Source organism: Streptomyces sp. NPDC002793, assembly GCF_040295485.1.
GTDB lineage: Bacteria > Actinomycetota > Actinomycetes > Streptomycetales > Streptomycetaceae > Streptomyces.
The window spans coordinates 347,508-368,246 of sequence record NZ_JBEOVL010000001.1 but is presented as its reverse complement, the minus strand read 5'-3'; the positions used below and the strand labels follow the sequence as shown (position 1 = coordinate 368,246).

The following is a 20,739-nucleotide window of genomic DNA, read 5'->3' as shown; positions in this document are numbered from 1 at the left end:
GTTGATAGGCCAGATGTGGAAGCCCGGTAACGGGTGGAGCTGACTGGTACTAATAGGCCGAGGGCTTGTCCTCAGTTGCTCGCGTCCACTGTGTTAGTTCTGAAATAACGAACGGCCGTGTTTTTTCCGGTGTTGGTTAATTTCATAGTGTTTCGGTGGTCATTGCGTTAGGGAAACGCCCGGTTACATTCCGAACCCGGAAGCTAAGCCTTTCAGCGCCGATGGTACTGCAGGGGGGACCCTGTGGGAGAGTAGGACGCCGCCGAACAATTATTCCGGGAAAGCCCCGTGCCCTTGTGGCACGGGGCTTTTCTGCGTTCACAGCGTCTAGGGTCGAACCATGCGCTACGAACTGGTCATCTTCGACAACGACGGCGTGCTCGTCGACAGTGAGCCCATCTCCAACACGGTCCTGGCCGGCTACCTCACGGAGCTCGGTCACCCCACCTCGTACGAGGAGTCCCTCCGCGACTACATGGGGGCCGCCATCCACCGGGTGCACGACCTGGTGGACGAGCGGACGAGCCAGAAGCTCCCCGCGGAGTTCGACGACGAACTGCACCGCCGCACCCTCGCCGCGTTCGAGGCCGAGCAGCTGTCCGCGGTGGACGGCGTCCAGGAGCTGCTGGGTGAGCTCGTCGCCGACGGGGTGGCGTACTGCGTCGCCTCGTCCGGAAGCCACCAGAAGATCGCGGCCGGACACCGCAAGGCCGGGCTCGACCAGTGGTTCGAGGAGGAGTGGATCTTCAGCTCCGAGGACGTGGGGCGGGGGAAGCCGGCCCCGGACCTGTTCCTCCACGCCGCCGAACGGATGGGCGTCGCCCCCGACCGGTGTGTCGTGATCGAGGACAGCCCGCTCGGTGTCGAAGCGGCCCGCGCGGCCGGGATGGAGGTGTACGGATTCACTTCGATGATGCCGGCGGACCGGCTCGTCGGGGTCACCGGGCACTTCTCCGACATGTCGCAGCTCTTGAAACTGCTCGCCTGACCGATCTACCCAGCGGTAGTCCGGAGCCCTACGCTCGCGGCCATGACGGATGCGCGGTCGCGGCACGGCAGAGTCTCCCTGGCGCTCAGCTTCCTGGTGCAAGGGGTGACCTTCGCCCTGCTGGTGACGCGCATCCCCGCCATTCAGGACCGGTACGGGATATCCGACGGGCTGCTGCCCGCCTTCCTCGCCGCGGTGCCTGTGCTGGCGGGCGTCGCCAGCGTGGGCACCGAGAAGGTGGTCGCTCGGGTACGGCCAGGGATCGTGCTCAGGTGGGCCCAGCCCGTCGTACTGCTGGCCCTGCTGGGTGTGGGAGCCGGGAGCGAGGTCTGGCAGCTCGTCGCCGCACTGGGTCTCTTCGGGCTGGCGGTCGGGGCCCTGGACGCGTCGATGAACATGATGGGCGTCAGCCTCCAACGGGCGTACGGGCGCAGCATCATGCTCGGGTTCCACGCCGCGTACAGCCTGGGCGGCATCGCCGGGGCCTCGGCGGCCTGGGTGGGCGCGCACCAGGATCGGTCGCTGATGGCGTCCTACCTGCCGGTCGTCCTGGTCCTGCTGCCCGCGGCCCTGATCGGCAGCCGGTGGTACGCGGAGGGGAAGACCGGCGGGGACCGGGTGCCCGCGGAGTCCGGCCAGGGTGCGTCCGTGCCGTTCAGGCTGCTGCTGCCGCTCTGCCTGGTGATGGCGTTCGCGTACATCGGGGACTCGACGGTCTCCAATTGGAGCGCGAAGTATCTGCAGGACGTGCTGGGCAGCTCGGAACAGCTGGCGACCGTTCCGTACAACGTCTACATGGTGACGACTCTGCTGGGCCGGGCCGTCGGTGACCTGGGGGTGCGGCGGTTCGGCGCGGTGGCCGTGGTCCGGGGTGGCAGCGTGCTGGCCGCCGTCGGGTTCGCGGTGGTGGCGGTGGCCCCGGGCGCCTGGTGGGGGATGCTCGGCTTCACGCTGCTCGGGCTCTGTGTGATCGTGCCGCAGACCTTCGCCGCGGCGGGGAGGATGTTCCCCGGGGCGAGTGATGTGGCCGTGGCCCGGCTGAACGTCTTCAACTACGTGGGTTTCCTCGTCGGGTCACCGCTGGTGGGGGCGCTGGGGGACGCGTGGAGCTACCGCGGGGCGATGCTCGTGCCCATGGTGCTGGTCCTCGCGACGCTCGTGTACGCCCGGTCGTTCGGCACGGAACCCGCCCGATACGGTGGCGGGCATGAGCGGGCGCGCGCAGCTGATGTGGGATGAGGCAGTAACGGGATACGACTTCGGGTCCGGTCACCCCATGGATCCGGTCAGACTCGCCCTGACGATGGGCCTGGTGCGGGCGTTCGGGCTGGACGGGTCGGTGGAGGTCCGCTCGGCCAGGTCGGCGGGGGACTCCACGCTGCGGCTCGTGCACCGTGAGGACTACGTGGCGGCCGTACGTGCCGCGTCGGCGGAACCCCGGGCTGCCGATCAGGCGTACGGGCTCGGGACCGTCGACGACCCCGCCTTCGCGGGGATGCACGAGGCGTCCGCGCTCATCGCAGGGCTCTCGGTGGGGGCGGCGGAGGCGGTGTGGCGCGGTGAGACCTCGCACGCCGTGAACTTCAGCGGCGGGCTGCACCACGCGATGCCCGGGGCGGCCTCGGGGTTCTGCGTGTACAACGATCCGGCGCTCGCCATCGCGCGGGTGCTGGAGCTGGGCGCGGAGCGGGTGGCGTACGTCGACGTGGACGTCCACCACGGGGACGGGGTGCAGGCGGCGTTCTGGGAGGACCCCCGGGTGCTGACGGTCTCGCTGCACGAGCACCCGCGCACCCTGTTCCCGCAGACGGGTTGGCCGGAGGAGACCGGTGCCGGGTCGGCGGAGGGCGGTGCGGTGAACGTGGCGCTGCCGGCGGGCACGGGGGACGCTGGGTGGCTGCGGGCCTTCCACGCGGTGGTGCCCGAGCTGCTGGAGGAGTTCCGGCCGCAGGTGCTGGTGACCCAGCACGGTGCCGACACGCACTTCGAGGATCCACTGGCCCATCTCGCGGTGTCGCTGGATGCCCAGCGGGCCGTCATGACGGCCTGTCATGACCTCGCGCACACCTATGTCGAGGACGGGCGTTGGGTGGCGCTTGGCGGCGGCGGGTACGCGGTGGTGGATGTGGTGCCGCGGTCCTGGACCCATCTCGTGGGGATCGCCGCGCATGCGCCGGTGGATCCGGAGTCGGTCATTCCGTCGTCATGGCGGGACGAGGCCTACGCCCGCACACGGCAGTTGGGACCGGCTCGGATGACGGACGGCCGCACGCCGTCGTGGAAGTCCTGGGAGGACGGGTACGACCCGGCGGACCGGCTGGACCAGGCGGTGCTGGCGACACGGCGTTCGGCGTTCCCCCTGCGCGGGCTGCTGGCCTGAGGGCGGCGGCGCGGTCCCGCCCGTGGCCGTTACGCCAACGGTGGGGCGGTGCCCGGGTTCCGGCCCGTGATCGACCCCGGTGGTGGAGCATCGGGAGGGTGTTGAGTACCGGAGCGTTACGCGCTCATCTGCTGGCGGCCCGGCTCGCCGGCCCCGTGGCCACGCTGCGGGAGACCAGTCTGCGGAGCTATCGGCTCTTCGCGGCGAGGGACCCCCGTGTGCTGCTCGGGCTCGATCCGGTCCGTGCCTGGGGAGAGCGTGATCTGCTGCGGCTGATGGCCGAGAGGTGCGGGGTCTCCGATGATCCCGGTCATGTGTCAGGTCCGGATGTGATCGATCCGGACCGGACCCTGGCGGCCCTCGACGCCTTCGCGGGACGGCTCGCGGATGCCGCGGAGAGACGGTCTCCGGTGCTGTTCGGCACCGGGCATCCGCATCGGCTGCTCGGGTTCTACGCCGGACTGGCAGACGCTTTGTCGGCGGCGGGGTGCGCGGTACTCACCCCCGCGCAGGGCCGATGTGTCGACATAACGACCCGGTTCGGCGTACGCACGTTCACTCTTGACTACGTGCGAGGTGTCGCCTTGGTGCGCGAACCGGGCGTGCGGGCCCCCGGAAGTGTTACCGGCGCACATACCCATTCGCCGCTGCCGGTCAGGGCCGTGCTGGAGGAGATCGTGAAGGCCCGGGGAGTGCTGCCCGAGCTGGTGGTCGGAGACCACGGATGGGTCTGCGGGGCAGGTCAGCTGGGCATCGAGGCCATCGGGCCGGCGGATACGGATGACCCCGCGCCGTTCGTGGGGGAGGCGGAGGGGAGGGTGTCCGTCGTCGTTCCGCTTGATGACGGCGTGCGGCCGGACTACTACCGGCCCCTTACTCGGTATGTACTCAATCGGGCGTGTCTGTCACGGTAGGCGGCCGATCGCCTCACCTCTTCCCCACTCGCATCACCCGCACCTAACCTGGGGAGTGAGCGCACAACGACGAAGAGTCACCGGAGGGGAAGCCGGTGCGCGTCTCGTGCGGAAGGTACAGGTGGGTCATGGCTGCTGACAGTGAGAGGCCTCTCAACGAGGTCAAATTTCTGACCGTGGCGGAAGTAGCCTCGGTCATGAGGGTGTCGAAGATGACCGTGTACCGCTTGGTGCACAGCGGTCATCTGCCCGCGATCAGGGTGGGAAGGTCCTTTCGGGTCCCGGAGCAAGCGGTTCACGAGTATCTTCGCGAGTCCTTCGTGGGGGTGGAGTCGGCCTGACGTAGCCCTCGGATTACGTCCCTCACCCGGTGGCGGGTAGGCTAGGCCGACGTAGGTCGTGTGGGCCCAGACGCCCCGCACCAGTGAAGAAGAAGTGAGCGAGGGTAGTCGTGGGCTCTGTTATCAAGAAGCGGCGTAAGCGGATGGCCAAGAAGAAGCACCGCAAGCTGCTCAAGCGCACGCGCGTTCAGCGTCGCAACAAGAAGTAAGCGAACGCGGTTCGTGAGTCCGAGGCCCTTCCGCCGTACTGGCGGAAGGGCCTCGGTGCGTTCCCGGGCCCGTGTCCGGGCTGCGGTGGCGTGCGGCGGATCCGGTGGTATTCCGCCATCGGTTCGGTAAAGCCCGCCTGGGGTCGTCACACCGCCACCTTCACCGACTACGGTGACGGCCAGGGGAAGACCCCGCTCGGTGTACGTGAACGATCGACGGAAGGCGCTGATCTTGGGGAAGATCGTGCTCGTCACAGGCGCCGCCCGGCAGCTGGGAGGCCGCTTCGTGCGACGCATCCAGCGCGACCCGGGCGTGGACCGGGTGATCGCCGTGGACGCGGTCGCACCCGGACACCGGCTCGGTGACGCCGAATTCGTCCTCGCGGACATCCGGCAGTCGGCGATCGCCAGGGTCCTCGCCGAGCATTCCGTCGACACGGTCGTCCATCTGGACGTCTCCGCGAAGGCGCTCGGCACGGGCGGCCGGACGACGGCCAAGGAGACCAACGTCATCGGCACGATGCAGCTGCTCGGCGCCTGCCAGAAATCCCCGTCGGTGCAGCGGCTCGTGGTCAAGTCAAGCACCAACGTGTACGGCTCCGCCCCCCGCGACCCCGCGGTCTTCACGGAGACCACGCCGCCCAAGTCCCTGCCCAGCGGCGGCTTCGCCAAGGACGCGGTGGAGGTCGAGGGATACGTCCGCGGGTTCGCCCGCCGGAGGCCGGACGTGGCCGTGTGCGTGCTGCGGTTCGCGAACATCCTGGGCCCCGAGGCGGATTCACCGCTCGCCGACTACCTGTCGCTGCCTGTGCTGCCGACGGTCTTCGGCTACGACCCCCGGCTGCAGTTCGTCCATGAGGACGACGTCGTCGACGTACTGGAGATCGCCGCCCGTGAGCCCCGGCGGGGCACGCTGAACAGTGGCACGTTCAACATCGCGGGCGATGGTGTGCTGCTGCTCTCGCAGTGCTCGCGCAGGCTGGGACGGCCGACCGTGCCGGTGATGCTGCCGGCCGTCACCTGGGTGGGATCGGCGCTCCGCACGATCGGCATGACGGACTTCTCGCCGGAGCAGATCCGGCTCCTCACCCACGGCAGGGTGGTCTCGACCGTGCAGATGCGCGAGACGCTGGGTTTCCGGCCGGAGTTCACCACGGCCGGGACGTTCGCGGAGTTCGCGCGGAGCCGGGGGCCGGGGCTGCTGCCCCCGGAACGGGTGGGCAGGGCGGTCGGCCGGCTGGCCGATCTGCGGCTCGGCGGGGGAGCGGCCGGCACGACACATTCGACGCACGGCGCCAGGTAGAGGAGCGCGACCGACGATGGCGGACGCCAAGGTCATTCCCTTCGACGACGACCGTTCGCGCTCGGGCGCGGGGCGGCGCAGAGGTGCGCTGCCCGGCAGCCGGGGACAGGGGCCCGCTGTGTCCGGTCCCGCGCCCGTGAGCGCCCTGCCGGGCGGTCAGGTGCCGGAAGGGGCCGCCGAGGCCGCTGAGGCCGCCCCCGAGGGCGGAGCGGAGGGTTCCGGAAGTGGCTGGGACCGGCGGATCGCCGGTGGGCTCGCGTTCCTGCGGCGCCGGCTCACGGGGGATTACGACGTCGACGAGTTCGGCTACGACAAGGAGCTGACCGATCAGGTCCTCATGTCGATGCTGCGGCCGCTGGCGGACACGTACTTCCGGGTCGAGGTGAAGGGCATCGAGAACATCCCGTCGGACGGCGGGGCCCTCATCGTGGCCAACCACTCCGGGACGCTGCCGCTGGACGGGCTGATGCTCCAGGTCGCCGTGCACGACAACCACCCCGCCGAACGGCACCTGCGGCTGCTCGCGGCCGACCTCGTGTTCATGCTGCCGGTGGTCAACGAGCTGGCGCGGAAGGCCGGGCACACCCTCGCGTGCGCGGAGGACGCGGAGCGCCTGCTGCAGCGGGGTGAGGTCGTCGGTGTGATGCCGGAGGGCTTCAAGGGCATCGGGAAGCCGTTCGGTGAGCGGTACAAGCTGCAGCGCTTCGGGCGGGGCGGCTTCGTGTCGACGGCGCTGCGGGCCGGAGTGCCGATCGTGCCGTGCTCGATCGTGGGCGCGGAGGAGATCTACCCGATGATCGGCAACTCGAAGACGCTGGCGCGGATCCTGGGAGTCCCGTACTTCCCGATCACGCCGACCTTCCCGTGGCTGGGACCGCTGGGCGCCCTGCCGTTGCCGACGAAGTGGACGATCCAGTTCGGAGAACCGATCCCGACGGACGGATATCCCCCGGAGGCGGCCGAGGACCCGATGCTGATGTTCAATCTGACGGATCAGGTGCGGGAGCAGATCCAGCACACGCTGTACAAGCTGCTGGTGCAGCGCCGGTCGGTCTTCTTCTGACCGCGCGAGGACACACGGGTGAGGGGGCCGTCCGATCGGGACGGCCCCCTCACCTGTGTGTTCGCTACGGGCGGTCGATGGTCTCGCTGTCGATGCCCAGGTCGGGCAGCAGCCCGGGGAGGAGAGGCGGCAGGGTGACGTCCGGTGCGGGGGGCGCTCCGGAAGTGCCGCCGCCCGGGGACGACGGGGTGGTGTCGTCCGTCGGAAGTTCGTCCAGCAGGCCGTCCGTGCCGCCGCCGAGCAGGCCGTCGGCCGGGCTGTCGGATCCGGAGGGCTTCGGCGTGCCGCTGTCCGTGGACGCGCTGTCGTCCGGCGCCGTGGAGGCGGAGGGGACGGAGTGGTCCGGTGCCACGGAGCCCCGGTCCTCCTGGGGGGAACCGGCGGGTGGTGCGTCTCCTTCGGTGCCCGGGGCCGGAGGCAGCAGGGACTTCAGGGGCGCGACCTCCTGGTCCATGGCCTCGAAGACGGAGCTGACCTTGTCGCCGATGTCGGTCAGCTGTACGGGCAGCAGACCGCGCAGGGAGTTCCAGCTCGCGCGGTGCGAGCGGGAGAAGGAGTCCAGTGTCTGGATGGGGCCGAGGGAACCGTCGCGCTCGTAGGCGGTGTGGAGCAGTCGGTGCCCCTCGGTGGCGTCGTGGGTCACGCTGTCCAGTGCGCGTCTGACCTCACCGATCGATTCATGGTCCATGGAGCCGGCGCGGCCTCGCTCCATCAGCCTGCGGGCTTCGCTGAGGCGCGTCGAGGCCTGGTCGAGGTAGGCCTCGCCCCGGTCGGCGTCGCCGTCGGCCAGGCCGAGGTTGATGTCCTCCATGCCGCGCTTGAGCGGGTAGAGGGAATCACCGGGCAGGGCGTCGGAGCTGGCAGCGGCCACTCCGCCGAATGCTCCCGCGGCGACACCGATCGTGAGCCCGCCCGCGGTGAGGCCCTTCGCCCAGCGTGAGCGGGGACGCAGCCTCCGGATCGGGGAGGCCCGGTGCGCTCCCTTGTTCCGTTGTTCGGGCACCGTAGGGCCCGTGGACGCACCGCCTTCGGCGAACATGGTCTCCATGGCGGCGACGAGCTGGGCTCGCTGCACCACTTTGACCTCGGGATCGAATTCCGGCTCCGGTAGCTCACCGAGGCCGTTCGCCAGGGCCAACAGCGGTCCGTGGTCGGCCTGTTGGGCCGGTTCCTCGGGCTGTACGGCCGCCGCACCCTGGGGGGACTGCTCCTCCAGGGCCTGGGCGAAGGCGTTCGCCCGCCGGTGTGCCGAAACGTTTGCGATCACTGGCGGCACCTCCTCTCGTCATGACGGTCGACTCCCCTGAGGTCCGGAAGGTTGCCCGCCGTAGGCGTTTCCACACGGTCGAGCGAGTGGAAACGGTCAGGCGGGGCGACAGGGGGCCTGCATCCGGCACAACGAGTGGCGCGGCAGTTGGGTTACGGACTGCGGATGATCCGATCGGTGTGTCACGAGCACGTCACTTACGGCCGGGCGTGGCCGCCGTGGTGGTGTCAGCGTGCGTCGTCCGGCAGGAGTCGCGCGAGTGTACGCACGGCTCGGTACTGCAAGGTTTTGATCGCGCCCTCGTTCTTTCCCATGACTCTGGCGGTCTCGGCGACTGAGAGACCCTGCAGGAACCTCAGGGTCACGCACTCCTGCTGCTGAGGGTTGAGCCGGCGTACGGCTTGCAGCAGGGCGGCGTTGGAAAGGGATTCCAGGACGGAGTCCTCCGGGCTCCGCGCGACCTCGTTGGCGTCGAGCATTTCGCCAGTGGTCACTTCCAGTCGGAAACGACTGGATTTGAAGTGGTCGGCGACCAGGTTCCGAGCGATCGTGACCAGCCAGGCACCGAAATCGCGGCCCTGCCAGGTGAAGGTGGAGATGCGGCGGAGTGCGCGCAGGAACGTCTCGCTGGTGAGGTCCTCCGCTGTCGCCTTGCCTCCCACGCGGTAGTAGATGTACCGGTACACGGTGTCGCTGTACTGGTCGTACAAGCGGCCGAAGGCCTCGGCCTCACCGGCCTGCGCGCGCTCGACGAGATCCATCATGCGCGCGCTGTCGCTGTCGGCTGTGGGCCGACGGACGGCAGGCGTGGTCGCGGCGCCGCGGGTGCTGCGTCTTCCGACGGCCGCGCTGCGTTCGGCCAGCGCGTAGCAAGGGCCGGCAGGTACAGGGGTGGCAAATTGGGGGACGGCGTACGCGGTGGGGACGAAGCCGCGCAAGAGGTCGAGGACCGTTGCGCGCAGCGTAGCCAGGCCCGAGGTGTCAACCCCGACGTGTGGGTACACGGGACTCCCAGAGGCAGAGCTTCCATCACGTGCAGTTCGAAAACCGTCACTCGTGGTAGCGGGTGGCGGGCTCCTTGTGCGTCTGAGGAGAATAACGCTTCGTATAGGCCGGGCTACACCCAGTTGCTCAAATCACCGGTTACGTCGCTTCGGTAACCTCTAAGTGACGGGAAGAGCAGCACATCGTGACCAGTTATTGATCGAATAGCTTCGGGATCTGCCTGAGGCCGCGACGGGTTGTGGTCACGGGAACGCAACACGACTGGCCGGAGCGATGAGGTCGGCGCCCGCCGACCCGCTACCGATCGGGCGTACGTCCCCGGGCGTGCCGCTCCCGCCGCCGTGAGGCGATGTGGGGGACGCGCGGGGTCAGCGGCGGCGGCGGTGGAGCGCGACCGCGGCGGCCGTGCCCCCCGCCAGGGCGCCGACGCCCGCGGCGGCCGGGATGCCGACCTTGGCGGCCTTGCGGCCGGTGCGGTAGTCGCGCAACCGCCAGTCAAGGGAGCGGGCGTGCTTGCGGAGCTTGGAGTCCGGGTTGATCGCGTAGGGGTGGCCGACCAGGGAGAGCATGGGGATGTCGTTGTGCGAGTCGCTGTAGGCGGCGCAGCGCTCCAGGTCCAGGCCCTCGGCGGCCGCCAGCGCGCGCACCGCCTCGGCCTTCGCCGGGCCGTGCAGGGGTTCGCCGACCAGCCGGCCGGTGTAGACGCCGTCGACCGACTCGGCGACCGTGCCGAGGGCACCGGTCAGGCCCAGGCGGCGGGCGATGATCGTGGCCGTCTCCACCGGTGCGGCGGTGACGAGCCAGACCTTCTGGCCCGCGTCGAGGTGGGCCTGGGCCAGGGCGCGGGTGCCGGGCCAGATGCGGTCGGCCATGTACTCGTCGTAGATCTCCTCACCGATGGACATCAGCTCGGAGACGCGGTGGCCCTTGACGATGGACAGGGCGCTGTCACGGGCGTCCTGCATGTGTTCCGGGTCCTCGACGCCGGCCAGCCTGAACCATGCCTGCTGCCAGGCGAACCTGGTCAGTTCGCGACGCTGGAAGAACTTCCGCTTGTACAGGCCACGTCCGAAGTGGAAGATCGCGGCACCCTGCATCACGGTGTTGTCGAGGTCGAAGAAGGCGGCGGCCCGGGTGTCCCCGGCCACCGGGAACGCCGGTTCCCGCTTTTCCTCCGGGGGCGTCGGCAGCTCTTCGGCCTCGACGATGCGTGCCGACTTCTGCGCGGCCTCTGCCGCTGCCTCGCCTGCGAGCACGCTGCGTGCCGTGGCGGGGCGCCTGCGAGGGGTGAGCCATCCAAGAGCGGCCATGTCGTGAGCATAGCCATTCCGTTCCGCTCTTCCCGACCCGGCGGGATGCGATGGTGTGAACACTCCGGTGCCGGGGTGTTGAACGGGTGATGACGCTCACCCGCAGGGCTCCGCGGGGCGCGGTTCCGGGCGCAGAATGAAGGCATGAGTGCACTGCTGCGTCGTACGAAGAAGAAGCCCGCGGACCGGGTGGTGACCCTCCTGGGGAAGCCCGGGTGTCACCTCTGCGAGGACGCGCGGCAGGTGGTGAGCGCCGTCTGCGAGGAGACCGGCGCGTCCTGGGTGGAGAAGGACATCACGCGGGACGAGGCGCTCCACAAGGAGTACTGGGAGCAGATCCCGGTGGTCCTGATCGATGGCGAACAGCACACCTTCTGGCGGGTGGACCCGGCGAGGCTGCGCACGGCGTTGCGTACGTGAGGGGGCTTTCCGTGCGAATCCCGGTTAACATCATGGGCGTTTTGAGTGGTCTCGGGGGCCTGGACATGAGGAGTGTGTACCGTCTTGCCCCCTTCGGGCCCGCAACGGGCTGATGACGTGCCGGGTTCCGGGATCACGCAGGGAATATGCGTGACCCCGGTCACTTTGACCAGACAAAACGGACACTATCTTTGTGCACGCGTTCACAAAGACATAGCCTGCTGTCGACGGGGCGGTCATAGGACATACGGCCGCCTGCAGCCCCGCTCATCCCGCAGGAGCACCGTGGCAACTGGCCGAACTCACCGACCGGCGACCCGTAGCCGAGGAATTCCCGAGGCCACCGTCGCTCGGCTTCCGCTGTATCTCCGCGCACTGACGGCGCTCTCCGAGCGCTCGGTTCCCACGGTCTCCTCCGAGGAACTCGCCGCGGCGGCGGGGGTCAACTCAGCGAAGCTGCGCAAGGACTTCAGCTACCTGGGCTCCTACGGCACACGCGGTGTCGGGTACGACGTCGAGTACCTCGTCTACCAGATCTCCCGGGAGCTCGGGCTCACCCAGGACTGGCCGGTCGCCATCGTGGGGATCGGTAACCTCGGCGCCGCGCTCGCCAATTACGGCGGTTTCGCCTCCCGTGGTTTCCGGGTCGCCGCGCTGATCGACGCCGACCCCGCCATGGCGGGTACGCCCGTGGCCGGTATCGCCGTGCAGCACACCGATGACCTGGACCGGATCATCAGTGACAACGGTGTGTCCATCGGTGTCATCACGACCCCGCCCGGCGCGGCCCAGCAGGTCTGCGACCGGCTCGTCGCCGCGGGCGTGACCTCCATCCTGAACTTCGCGCCGACGGTCCTGTCCGTGCCCGACGGCGTCGACGTGCGCAAGGTCGACCTCTCGATCGAGCTCCAGATCCTCGCCTTCCACGAGCAGCGCAAGGCCGGCGAGGAGGCCGCTGCCGACGGCAGGGCGGGTGTGGGCGGTGACGGTGACGCCGAGGAGGCGCCGCCGATGCGCGCCACTCCCGCCGGCCGGAAGGGACCTGACGGGGACATGCCCGCCGTGATGCCGGCATGAGTCTCCTGGTCGTAGGTCTGAGCCACCGCAGTGCCCCCGTCTCCGTGCTGGAACGGGCGTCCCTGTCGGTCGAGGCCCGGACGAAGCTGCTGCAGGACACCCTCGCCGCGGAGCCCGCGACCGAGGCCGCGGTCCTGGCCACGTGCAACCGCATCGAGCTGTACGCGGACGTGGACAAGTTCCACGCGGGTGTCGCCGAGCTGTCCACCCTCCTCGCGCGGCACAGCGGGGTCGGGCTGGACGAGCTCACTCCTTATCTTTACGTGCACTACGAGGACCGGGCCGTCCACCACCTCTTCTCGGTGGCGTGCGGGCTGGACTCGATGGTCGTCGGCGAGGGCCAGATCCTCGGTCAGATCAAGGACGCGCTCGCGCTGGGGCAGGAGCTCCACACCGCCGGCCGTCTGCTGAACGACCTCTTCCAGCAGGCCCTTCGGGTCGGCAAGCGCGCCCACAGCGAGACCGGGATCGACCGGGCCGGGCAGTCGCTCGTCACCTTCGGTCTGGAACAGCTGGCCGACGGCGCCGAGGTCAACGCCTGGGCGGCCGGCAAGCGCGCCCTGGTGATCGGCGCAGGCTCCATGTCCTCGCTCGCCGCCGCCACCCTGGCCCGTGCCGGCGTCGAGGAGATCGTCGTCGCCAACCGCACCCGGGCCCGTGCCGACCGGCTCGTCGAGATCCTCGGCCAGGCCGGGGTCCCCACGGCGCGTGCCGTCGAGATGGACGCGGTCGCGGACGAGCTGGCCCGTGCCGATGTCGTCGTGTCCTGCACGGGAGCGACCGGTCTCGTGCTCACCGCGAAGGCCGTCGCCCATGCGCTCGGCGTCGCATTCGACACCGCGGCCCAGACGCCCGAGGCCCCGGCCGCCGCCGCGCCCGACGCGCTGGACCAGCACGCCGCGTGGGTGGAGAACGGTTCCGCCACCGCTGCCGCGCAGGACCGTGCCGTGCGCCGGGTGCCCGTGCGGCCCGCCGCCACCGGCCCGGCCCGGCTCCACCTGCTCGACCTCGCGATGCCGCGCGACATCGACGGAGCGGCGCACCGCGTCGCCGGTGTGCGCCTCGTCGACATCGAGTCGCTCGCCGAGGCGTCCGCGGACGCCCCGATGGCCGCCGATGTGGACCAGGTGCGCACCATCGTCGCCGACGAGGTCGCCGCCTTCGGAGCCGCTCAGCGCGCCGCCCACATCACCCCGACCGTCGTCGCCCTGCGCACCATGGCCGCCGATGTGGTGGCCGGCGAGATCGCGCGGCTCGACGGACGCCTCCCCGACCTGGACGAGAAGCAGCGCGCCGAGATCACGCAGACCGTGCGCCGCGTCGTCGACAAACTCCTGCACGCGCCCACCGTGCGGGTCAAGCAGCTCGCCAGCGAGCCCGGCGGTGCCGGGTACGCCGATGCGCTGCGTGAACTCTTCGACCTCGACCCGCAGACGGTGGCCGCCGTCTCCCGGGCAGACCTGAACGACCCGAATAGAGGGCGGTCATGACCGACAACTCACCCCTGGGTGGGGAGACCACCAGGCCGCTCCGGCTAGGCACCCGGCGCAGCAAGCTCGCCATGGCGCAGTCCGGCATGGTCGCCGACGCCGTCCGTGAGGTGACCGGGCGTGCCGTCGAGCTCGTCGAGATCACCACGTACGGAGACGTCTCCCGGGAGCACCTGGCGCAGATCGGCGGGACCGGCGTTTTCGTCGCGGCCCTGCGCGAGGCGCTGCTCAGCGGCGAGGTGGACTTCGCCGTCCACTCGCTGAAGGACCTGCCGACCACGCAGCCCGAGGGACTCGTCCTGGCCGCCGTGCCGCCGCGCGAGGACCCGCGCGACGCTCTGGTGGCGCGGGACGGGCTGACCTTCGAGCAGCTGCCGCCCGGTGCCCGCATCGGTACCGGTTCGCCGCGCCGCATGGCGCAGCTCAACGCGTACGCCCGCTCGCACGGCCTCGAGATAGAGACCGTGGCGATCCGTGGGAACGTCGATACGCGCATTGGTTTTGTACGGAGCGGGGAGCTGGACGCGGTGGTACTCGCCGCCGCCGGGCTCAGCCGCCTCGGACGCACGGACGAGGTGACCGGCTTCCTGCCGGTCGACACCGTCCTGCCCGCTCCCGGCCAGGGAGCACTGGCGATCGAATGCGCTGAAAGCAGCGCGGACCTCGCCGCAGCCCTCGCCGAGCTCGACGACCCGTACACCCGGATCGCCGTGACCGCCGAGCGCGCCCTGCTCAACGCCCTGGAGGCCGGCTGTTCCGCACCTGTGGGTGCGCTGGCCGACCTCCTGGCCGACGGGCAGGTTGTCAACGAACTGCGCCTGCGCGGTGTCGTCGGTTCGACCGACGGCACTTCCCTGGTGCAGCTGTCCATCACCGGTCCCGTCCCCACGTCGCACGACGACGCGGCGGCCCTCGGTCGCGAGCTCGCGTCCGAGATGCTCGCCAAGGGTGCGGCCGGTCTTATGGGGGAGCGAGCACTTTGAGCCCCACCGGCCCTGTCGTATCCGACTTCCCTGTCCTGTCCGCAGGGCATGTCACCTTCCTCGGCGCCGGTCCCGGCGACCCGGGACTGCTGACACTGCGCGCCGTCGAGGCGCTTGCGAGCGCGGACGTTCTTGTCGCGGAACCCGAGGTTCTCGACGTCGTCCGCTGCCATGCGCGGGCAGGGGTAAGTACGCCTGAGATGACGGTTGTTGACATGGCGTCAACACCCGCTGGAGTACCCGTCCTCAGGGATGCCGCCAATCTTGTCATGGAGGCAGCGAAGGGCGGGAGGCGGGTGGTGCGTGCCGTCACGGGCGACCCCGGCCTGGACGGCAACACCGGCGCCGAGATGCTCGCCTGTGCCGCCGCGGGTGTGCCTTTCGAGGTCGTGCCCGGCATCGCGAACGCGGTCGGTGTACCCGCGTACGCCGGTGTGCCGCTGCGGGACGCGCAGGGCGCCGATGTGCGCTTCGTCGACGCGCGTACGGCGTCGGACCGCTGCTGGTCCGAGGTCGGTGCGAGCGACGCGACGGCCGTCGTGTCCGCTTCGCTCGACTCGGTGGCCGCGGCCGCCGGTGAGCTGGTCTCGGCGGGCCGTAAGCCCGACACCCCGCTCACGGTGACGATCGCCGGGACGACGACGCGTCAGCGCACCTGGACGGCGACCCTCGGGACGATCGCCCAGGTCCTGAAGCAGGCCAAGGTCCTCCCGTCGCCGGACGGGCACCAGTCGGTGATAGCCGTGGTCGGGGAGCGCAGCTCCGCCGCCCAGCGCGACCAGCTCGCGTGGTTCGAGTCGAAGCCGTTGTTCGGCTGGAGGGTGCTCGTACCGCGCACGAAGGAGCAGGCGGCGTCGCTCTCCGACCAACTGCGTTCGTACGGTGCCGTGCCGCACGAGGTCCCGACGATCGCCGTCGAGCCGCCGCGCACGCCCCAGCAGATGGAGCGCGCGGTCAAGGGTCTGGTCACGGGCCGCTACGAGTGGATCGCGTTCACCTCGGTGAACGCGGTGAAGGCCGTACGGGAGAAGTTCGAGGAGTACGGGCTCGACGCCCGTGCCTTCGCCGGGATCAAGGTCGCGGCCGTCGGAGAGCAGACCGCCGCCGCGCTGATCGACTTCGGTGTGAAGCCGGATCTGGTGCCGTCCGGTGAGCAGTCCGCCGCCGGTCTGCTGGAGGACTGGCCGCCGTACGACCCGGTCTTCGACCCGATCGACCGGGTGTTCCTGCCGCGTGCGGACATCGCCACGGAGACCCTGGTGGCCGGGCTCATCGAGCTGGGCTGGGAGGTCGACGACGTCACCGCGTACCGCACGGTCCGTGCGTCGCCGCCGCCGGCCGAGACCCGGGAGGCGATCAAGGGCGGTGGCTTCGACGCGGTGCTGTTCACCTCGTCCTCGACCGTCCGCAACCTGGTCGGTATCGCGGGCAAGCCGCACAACGTGACCGTCATCGCGTGCATCGGCCCGGCCACGGCGAAGACCGCCGAGGAGCACGGCCTGCGGGTCGACGTGCTGTCCCCGGAGCCTTCGGTCCACAAGCTGGCCCAGGCGCTGGCGGACTTCGGCGCGCAGCGCCGGGACGCGGCCAAGGAGGCCGGTGACCCGGTGACCCGGCCGAGCGAGCGGCGCCCCGGTGCGCGGCGTCGCCGGACGACGACCTGAGGGTCGCCGACAGATGTGCGGGCCCGGCTGCTTCCTCGCGGAGCGGCCGGGCCCGCTGCCTTCGTTCCGCCGGTTTTTCCGGCTCGGCTGTCGGTAAAACGCTGATGTGTGCGGGTCTAGTCTCGGAGGATGACCGATTACGGAAACTTCCCCGGCTCGCGGCCCCGCCGGCTGCGGACGACCCCCGTCATGCGGCGCATGGTCGCCGAGACCCGGCTCGACCCGGCGAATCTGATCCTGCCCGCGTTCGTACGCGAGGGCATCGACGCCCCGGTCGACATCTCGGCCATGCCCGGCGTGCGGCAGCACACCCTGGACACGCTGCGGAAGGCCGCCGTCGACGCGGTCACCGCCGGCGTCTCGGGGATCATGCTCTTCGGTGTCCCGCTGGACGAGAAGAAGGACGCGCGGGGCACGGCGGGGACCGATCCGGAGGGCATTCTCCAGGTTGGGCTGCGGGCGGTGCGGGAAGAGGTCGGCGACGACCTGGTGATCATGTCCGACCTGTGTCTGGACGAGTACACCGACCACGGGCACTGTGGGGTGCTGACCGAGGACGGCCGCGTCGACAACGACGCCACGCTGGAGCGGTACGCCGAGATGGCGCAGGTGCAGGCCGACGCGGGTGCCCATGTGGTGGGCCCCAGCGGCATGATGGACGGTCAGGTCGGTGTGGTCCGGGACGCGCTGGACCAGACGGGCCACGAGGACGTGTCGATCCTCGCCTACACCGCGAAGTACTCCTCGGCCTTCTACGGCCCGTTCCGCGAGGCGGTGGGCTCCTCGCTCAAGGGCGACCGCAAGACGTACCAGCAGGACCCGGCGAACATCCGGGAGTCGCTGCGCGAGCTGGCGCTGGACCTGGAGGAGGGCGCCGACATGGTCATGGTCAAGCCGGCGGGCCCCTACCTGGACATCCTGGCCAAGGTCGCCGACGCGGTGGACGTGCCGGTGGCGGCGTACCAGATCAGCGGTGAGTACGCGATGATCGAGGCCGCCGCGGAGAAGGGCTGGATCGACCGGGACGCGGCGATCCTGGAGAGCCTCATGGGCATCCGGCGCGCCGGCGCGCGGATGATCCTGACGTACTGGGCGACGGAGGTCGCGCGGCGGCTCGGCCGCTGAGGCCATGAGCAGGTTCGGGAGCGGGTCACGACAGGTCGTGGCCCGCTTTTCATGACATAAAAAACTCTGCCGGGTTTGGTGAGAACCCCGCTTCTCACCAGTAGTGCGCCTGTGAGGCTTCCCATTCGGAGAGGGAGGCGCTAGGTTTAACTCATCGCGGTGAGGGGGCGTCAGCTCGGCTCTCACGGCGGGAACAGTGACGCCCTGCACTGCCTAATTGCGGTGGGCAGTACAGGGCGTATCACCAGGCTCTGCCCTGGGCTGTGTGCTATGCGGCGAAGCAAGCGGTGACAGGACTCCAAGGCGTACCCGGGAACCGTAACACGGGGACCGGTCGGAAGGAAGTGCGGACGATGGTACAGAGCGACGAGGAGCAGTTAGTCGAGACCATCTCCCCGGAACGGTTCCAGCCGTTTCTGGAGGAGTGCCGCGGCGACGTGGCGGTGGCACTGCGGCTGTACGCCTGGGACGCGGAGGCGGCCCGGGCCTTGCACAGCCCTCTGCGTGACCTGGAGGTGAGCCTGCGCAACAGGATCCACCGGCAGCTCACCGGAAAGTTCGGCCGGAGTGACTGGTGGAACCTGCGGCGGGCGGAGCCGAACCGCTGGGCCATGGAGGATATCCGCGACGCCGAGGACAGGCTGAGGCGGCGGGGCAACGGCACTGCTCCGTGCGATGTCGTCGCGACGCTGTCGTTCGGCTTCTGGGTCGGTCTGGTCAGCAGGGGCGGGCACGGCAACTACGACATGAAGTACTGGAACCCGGCGCTGCGGCACTGCTTCAAGGGAGTGCGTCGCCAGGACCTGCACGACCGGCTGGAGGTCATGCGGACTCTGCGTAACCGCATCGCGCACCATGAGCGCGTCTCGCACCGCCACCTGGAGGAGGACTTCCGTACGGCTATCGAGCTCACGGCCCTGGTCGCTCCCGCTCTGGCTGCGCGCCACGAGAAGTACAGCCAGGTCCCTGCGGTCCTGGCCCGCAGGGCCCGGGTCCTCTCGGGCGAGGAGGAGATTGTGCTGTGACGGAGCGGCGGTACGAGCCGGTGACCCTCGGCGAGATCAAGGAGCTCGCCGAGGTCGGCCGGCCCACGGTCAGTAACTGGCGACGTCGGCACGCCTCCTTTCCCGAGGCGGTCGGCGGCTCCGAGAGCAAGCCGTTGTTCGACGCGGAGGAGATCGCGGGATGGCTGGACGAGCGGCCCGTGCCCGATGGTGAGCGGCACCCGGACGGCACTCTGCCGACGTACGGCGAACGCTTCCGCGAGGGACTCCGGCTGCGGCGGTTGGTGACGCTCGGGCACGGGACGCTGGGCGCGGACGAGCTGATCGTCCGGGCGTTGGCCGTCGCTGCTATGGAGGGGGAAGGCGGAGGCAGTAGCGAGGACAGCCGGCCTGCCGGCCTGCTGGCTGACTTCGACGCCGCCGATGCGGAGTTGCTCCGTACCGTGCACGGATTGATCGAAGATCTGGGAGACGCGGGGGCTGCTGCTGAGGCCGTGCTTCGGCTGGCCGGCCGCCTGGAGTCCGATCTCACGATGGACATGACCCCCCGGCCCGTCGTCGAACTGATCGATGCCTTGGCCCAGCCCGTCCTGTCGACGGCAGGACCTGTGACGATGCTCAACCTGTGCGCCGGTACAGGGGATGTGCTGCTGGAGCTCGCCGCCGAGGACGGGGAGAACCGCGTCGCGGCCGTGGAGCCGGATGCGTTGCGGCGCACGGTGCTGAGATACCGGCTGCTCGCGCACTGGGCAGCCGGGGAGACTTTTGTGTGTTCGGATCCCGGGGAGCTCGACGAGTACCGGCTGCCCTTCGATCCGTTCACGGAGCCGGACCTGGAACCGGTGCCACAGGGATTTCCACAGGCCGACCTGGTGGTGGCCGATCCGCCCTACGCCTCCGGGGAGCGCGAACGGGACGAGGAAGGTCCGCTGCGGTGGGCGGTGGAGACGCTTGGGCGCCTCAGGGAAGGTGGCAAGGGGTTGGTGGTCGTTCCTTCCTGGACGCTCTCGCGGCCCCGTGGCGCGACGGGTACGGCCAATACCCGGATGCGGGAAGACCTACTGAAATCCGGTGCTGTGGCAGCGATCGTCCAGTTGCCTCGTCGTATTCACACCTTCCGCACCGGCGCTGAGCACGCCTTGTTGGTGCTGAGGGGAACCCAGCCACCGTTGGCGGACTCCCGTGTGCTGCTGATCGACGCGGACCGTCTGGCACGCCGAGTGGGTGACACATGGCAGCAGACCGTCGTGGCGTTGCTGAGCAATGCGGGTACACCGGTGCCGCAGGAGGCCCAGCGTGCGCCGGTGGCCGGTTCCGGGCCCGGCAGTTCGTACCTGCTGGACGGGCGGTCCCTTCTGCCTGCACACCGGCTTGCAGCGCCGGAGAAGGGACTCGATCATTTCGCGGCGACGGTGGAGGCGCGTCAGAACGCGTATGTGGCCCTGCCCCATCTGAAGCAGTGGATCGGCGATCTCGGCGTCGGCAGGAAGGAGGACCGGGCCGGGCACTTCAAGGTCGGTGGGCAGCTGAGGGCCGGACAGCTCAGGCTCCTGCCCGGCCATCGCATCAGAGAGAGCGACATCGGTGACGCGGGCGTCCCGGTGATCGGCCGGGAGGAGATGCTGGGCGCTCTGCCGATCGGGGAGCGGCGCATCATGCTGGAGGACCTCGCCGCGTACCCGCAGAGCCTGATGACCGAGCAGGGCGACGTTTTCCTGCTCACCGAGCACGGTGTCCGCACGCAGGTGGACGACGCGGGCGGCTGCGTCCTGCTGGCGCCCGTGCAGGGGCTGCGGATCGCCGCGTACCGGAAGTACCTGACGGACCTGGCAGAGGGGAAGACGGTCCGTCCGGAGGGTCTGTGGATGCGACCTCATGCCCTGGCCCGCCTGCTGGCCGCGCCCCGTAACCAGCAGCGTGGCAGTGGATCGCTCGTGCGGCGGGTGAGTGTGAAGGACATGGACCTGCCGCAGCTGCCGGCGGAGGAGATCGCCGACCTGGAAGCGGTGCTGGCCGAGGCGGAACGTCACCGTGCGGATGTGCGACGGCAGTTGGTGGCGCTGGACACGCTGGCTGAGCGACTGGCGGCGGGCGTCGCGGACGGAGACCTGCGACTGCGCAAGCGTCCCGATACGGACCCCCGGGCCTGACGTACCCCTTTTTGAACCACGAGTTCGGACCACGAGAGAAACGAGT

The 20,739-nt window shown here is 69.8% G+C and carries 19 protein-coding genes and 2 rRNA genes; 18 read left to right on the top strand and 3 right to left on the bottom strand.

All coding sequences use genetic code 11. The features are described 5' to 3' along the window. From ABT001_RS01690 to ABT001_RS01645, 10 genes are all read left to right on the top strand, one after another. A 23S ribosomal RNA gene (locus ABT001_RS01690) occupies nucleotides 1–73 on the top strand; the annotation flags it as partial. Between the two features lie 78 nt (nucleotides 74–151). Beyond that, a 5S ribosomal RNA gene (gene rrf / locus ABT001_RS01685) occupies nucleotides 152–268 on the top strand. 72 nt (nucleotides 269–340) lie between these two features. Further along, nucleotides 341–988, top strand: coding sequence for an HAD family hydrolase (locus tag ABT001_RS01680; protein ID WP_351270689.1), 648 nt, complete (start codon nucleotides 341–343; stop codon nucleotides 986–988). Nucleotides 989–1,030: 42 nt separating this feature from the next. Beyond that, a complete protein-coding gene (locus ABT001_RS01675; protein WP_351270687.1) occupies nucleotides 1,031–2,227 on the top strand; it encodes an MFS transporter in 1,197 nt (398 codons plus the stop codon). Beyond that, complete coding sequence (locus ABT001_RS01670; RefSeq protein WP_351270684.1) at nucleotides 2,196–3,368, top strand: acetoin utilization protein AcuC; 1,173 nt, start codon at nucleotides 2,196–2,198, stop codon at nucleotides 3,366–3,368. The genes ABT001_RS01675 and ABT001_RS01670 overlap by 32 nt, the downstream gene beginning before the upstream one ends. A 98-nt stretch (nucleotides 3,369–3,466) precedes the next feature. Then, nucleotides 3,467–4,282 (top strand): phosphatase, encoded by an 816-nt coding sequence (locus tag ABT001_RS01665; RefSeq protein ID WP_351270681.1) that lies wholly within the window; start codon nucleotides 3,467–3,469, stop codon nucleotides 4,280–4,282. 128 nt (nucleotides 4,283–4,410) lie between these two features. After that, entirely contained in the window at nucleotides 4,411–4,623 is a 213-nt protein-coding gene (locus ABT001_RS01660; protein ID WP_158070919.1) for a helix-turn-helix domain-containing protein, read from the top strand. Nucleotides 4,624–4,733: 110 nt separating this feature from the next. Then, nucleotides 4,734–4,832 carry a 30S ribosomal protein bS22 gene (locus ABT001_RS01655; protein WP_003948845.1) on the top strand — a complete coding sequence of 33 codons (99 nt, stop codon included), beginning with the start codon at nucleotides 4,734–4,736 and terminating at the stop codon, nucleotides 4,830–4,832. A gap of 232 nt (nucleotides 4,833–5,064) precedes the next feature. Then, nucleotides 5,065–6,135 carry an NAD-dependent epimerase/dehydratase family protein gene (locus ABT001_RS01650; protein ID WP_351270678.1) on the top strand — a complete coding sequence of 357 codons (1,071 nt, stop codon included), beginning with the start codon at nucleotides 5,065–5,067 and terminating at the stop codon, nucleotides 6,133–6,135. A 16-nt stretch (nucleotides 6,136–6,151) separates the two neighbouring features. Then, nucleotides 6,152–7,198 carry a lysophospholipid acyltransferase family protein gene (locus ABT001_RS01645; protein ID WP_351270675.1) on the top strand — a complete coding sequence of 349 codons (1,047 nt, stop codon included), beginning with the start codon at nucleotides 6,152–6,154 and terminating at the stop codon, nucleotides 7,196–7,198. Nucleotides 7,199–7,262: 64 nt separating this feature from the next. Here the strand turns inward: ABT001_RS01645 and ABT001_RS01640 are convergent, their stop codons facing one another. The 3 genes from ABT001_RS01640 to ABT001_RS01630 all read right to left on the bottom strand — a co-directional run bounded on the left by ABT001_RS01640 (nucleotide 7,263) and on the right by ABT001_RS01630 (nucleotide 10,780). Then, nucleotides 7,263–8,465 (bottom strand): DUF5667 domain-containing protein, encoded by a 1,203-nt coding sequence (locus ABT001_RS01640; RefSeq protein ID WP_351270672.1) that lies wholly within the window; start codon nucleotides 8,463–8,465, stop codon nucleotides 7,263–7,265. Between the two features lie 227 nt (nucleotides 8,466–8,692). Next, nucleotides 8,693–9,469 (bottom strand): ECF subfamily RNA polymerase sigma factor, BldN family, encoded by a 777-nt coding sequence (locus ABT001_RS01635; RefSeq protein WP_351270669.1) that lies wholly within the window; start codon nucleotides 9,467–9,469, stop codon nucleotides 8,693–8,695. Between the two features lie 369 nt (nucleotides 9,470–9,838). Further along, nucleotides 9,839–10,780, bottom strand: a complete 942-nt coding sequence (locus ABT001_RS01630) for an HAD family hydrolase (RefSeq protein WP_351270666.1) — start codon at nucleotides 10,778–10,780, stop codon at nucleotides 9,839–9,841. A 144-nt stretch (nucleotides 10,781–10,924) separates the two neighbouring features. On the opposite strand from ABT001_RS01630, the gene ABT001_RS01625 reads away from it, so the two are divergent. The 8 genes from ABT001_RS01625 to ABT001_RS01590 all read left to right on the top strand — a co-directional run bounded on the left by ABT001_RS01625 (nucleotide 10,925) and on the right by ABT001_RS01590 (nucleotide 20,693). Further along, nucleotides 10,925–11,200, top strand: coding sequence for a glutaredoxin family protein (locus ABT001_RS01625; RefSeq protein ID WP_351270663.1), 276 nt, complete (start codon nucleotides 10,925–10,927; stop codon nucleotides 11,198–11,200). Nucleotides 11,201–11,485: 285 nt separating this feature from the next. Continuing rightward, entirely contained in the window at nucleotides 11,486–12,277 is a 792-nt protein-coding gene (locus ABT001_RS01620) for a redox-sensing transcriptional repressor Rex (protein ID WP_351270660.1), read from the top strand. After that, nucleotides 12,274–13,767, top strand: coding sequence for a glutamyl-tRNA reductase (locus ABT001_RS01615; RefSeq protein ID WP_351270657.1), 1,494 nt, complete (start codon nucleotides 12,274–12,276; stop codon nucleotides 13,765–13,767). Before ABT001_RS01620 ends, ABT001_RS01615 begins: the two co-directional genes overlap by 4 nt. After that, the gene (gene hemC / locus ABT001_RS01610; RefSeq protein WP_351270655.1) at nucleotides 13,764–14,750 is read left to right on the top strand and encodes a hydroxymethylbilane synthase; all 987 of its coding nucleotides are present in this window, start codon (nucleotides 13,764–13,766) and stop codon (nucleotides 14,748–14,750) included. The genes ABT001_RS01615 and hemC overlap by 4 nt, the downstream gene beginning before the upstream one ends. Further along, a complete protein-coding gene (locus tag ABT001_RS01605) occupies nucleotides 14,747–16,414 on the top strand; it encodes a bifunctional uroporphyrinogen-III C-methyltransferase/uroporphyrinogen-III synthase (protein WP_351270652.1) in 1,668 nt (555 codons plus the stop codon). Before hemC ends, ABT001_RS01605 begins: the two co-directional genes overlap by 4 nt. Before the next feature lie 129 nt (nucleotides 16,415–16,543). Then, complete coding sequence (gene hemB, locus ABT001_RS01600; protein WP_351270649.1) at nucleotides 16,544–17,539, top strand: porphobilinogen synthase; 996 nt, start codon at nucleotides 16,544–16,546, stop codon at nucleotides 17,537–17,539. 353 nt (nucleotides 17,540–17,892) lie between these two features. Beyond that, nucleotides 17,893–18,564 (top strand): Abi family protein, encoded by a 672-nt coding sequence (locus tag ABT001_RS01595; RefSeq protein ID WP_351270646.1) that lies wholly within the window; start codon nucleotides 17,893–17,895, stop codon nucleotides 18,562–18,564. Beyond that, nucleotides 18,561–20,693 (top strand): N-6 DNA methylase, encoded by a 2,133-nt coding sequence (locus ABT001_RS01590; RefSeq protein WP_351270644.1) that lies wholly within the window; start codon nucleotides 18,561–18,563, stop codon nucleotides 20,691–20,693. The genes ABT001_RS01595 and ABT001_RS01590 overlap by 4 nt, the downstream gene beginning before the upstream one ends. The last annotated feature ends 46 nt before the right edge of the window (nucleotides 20,694–20,739 follow it).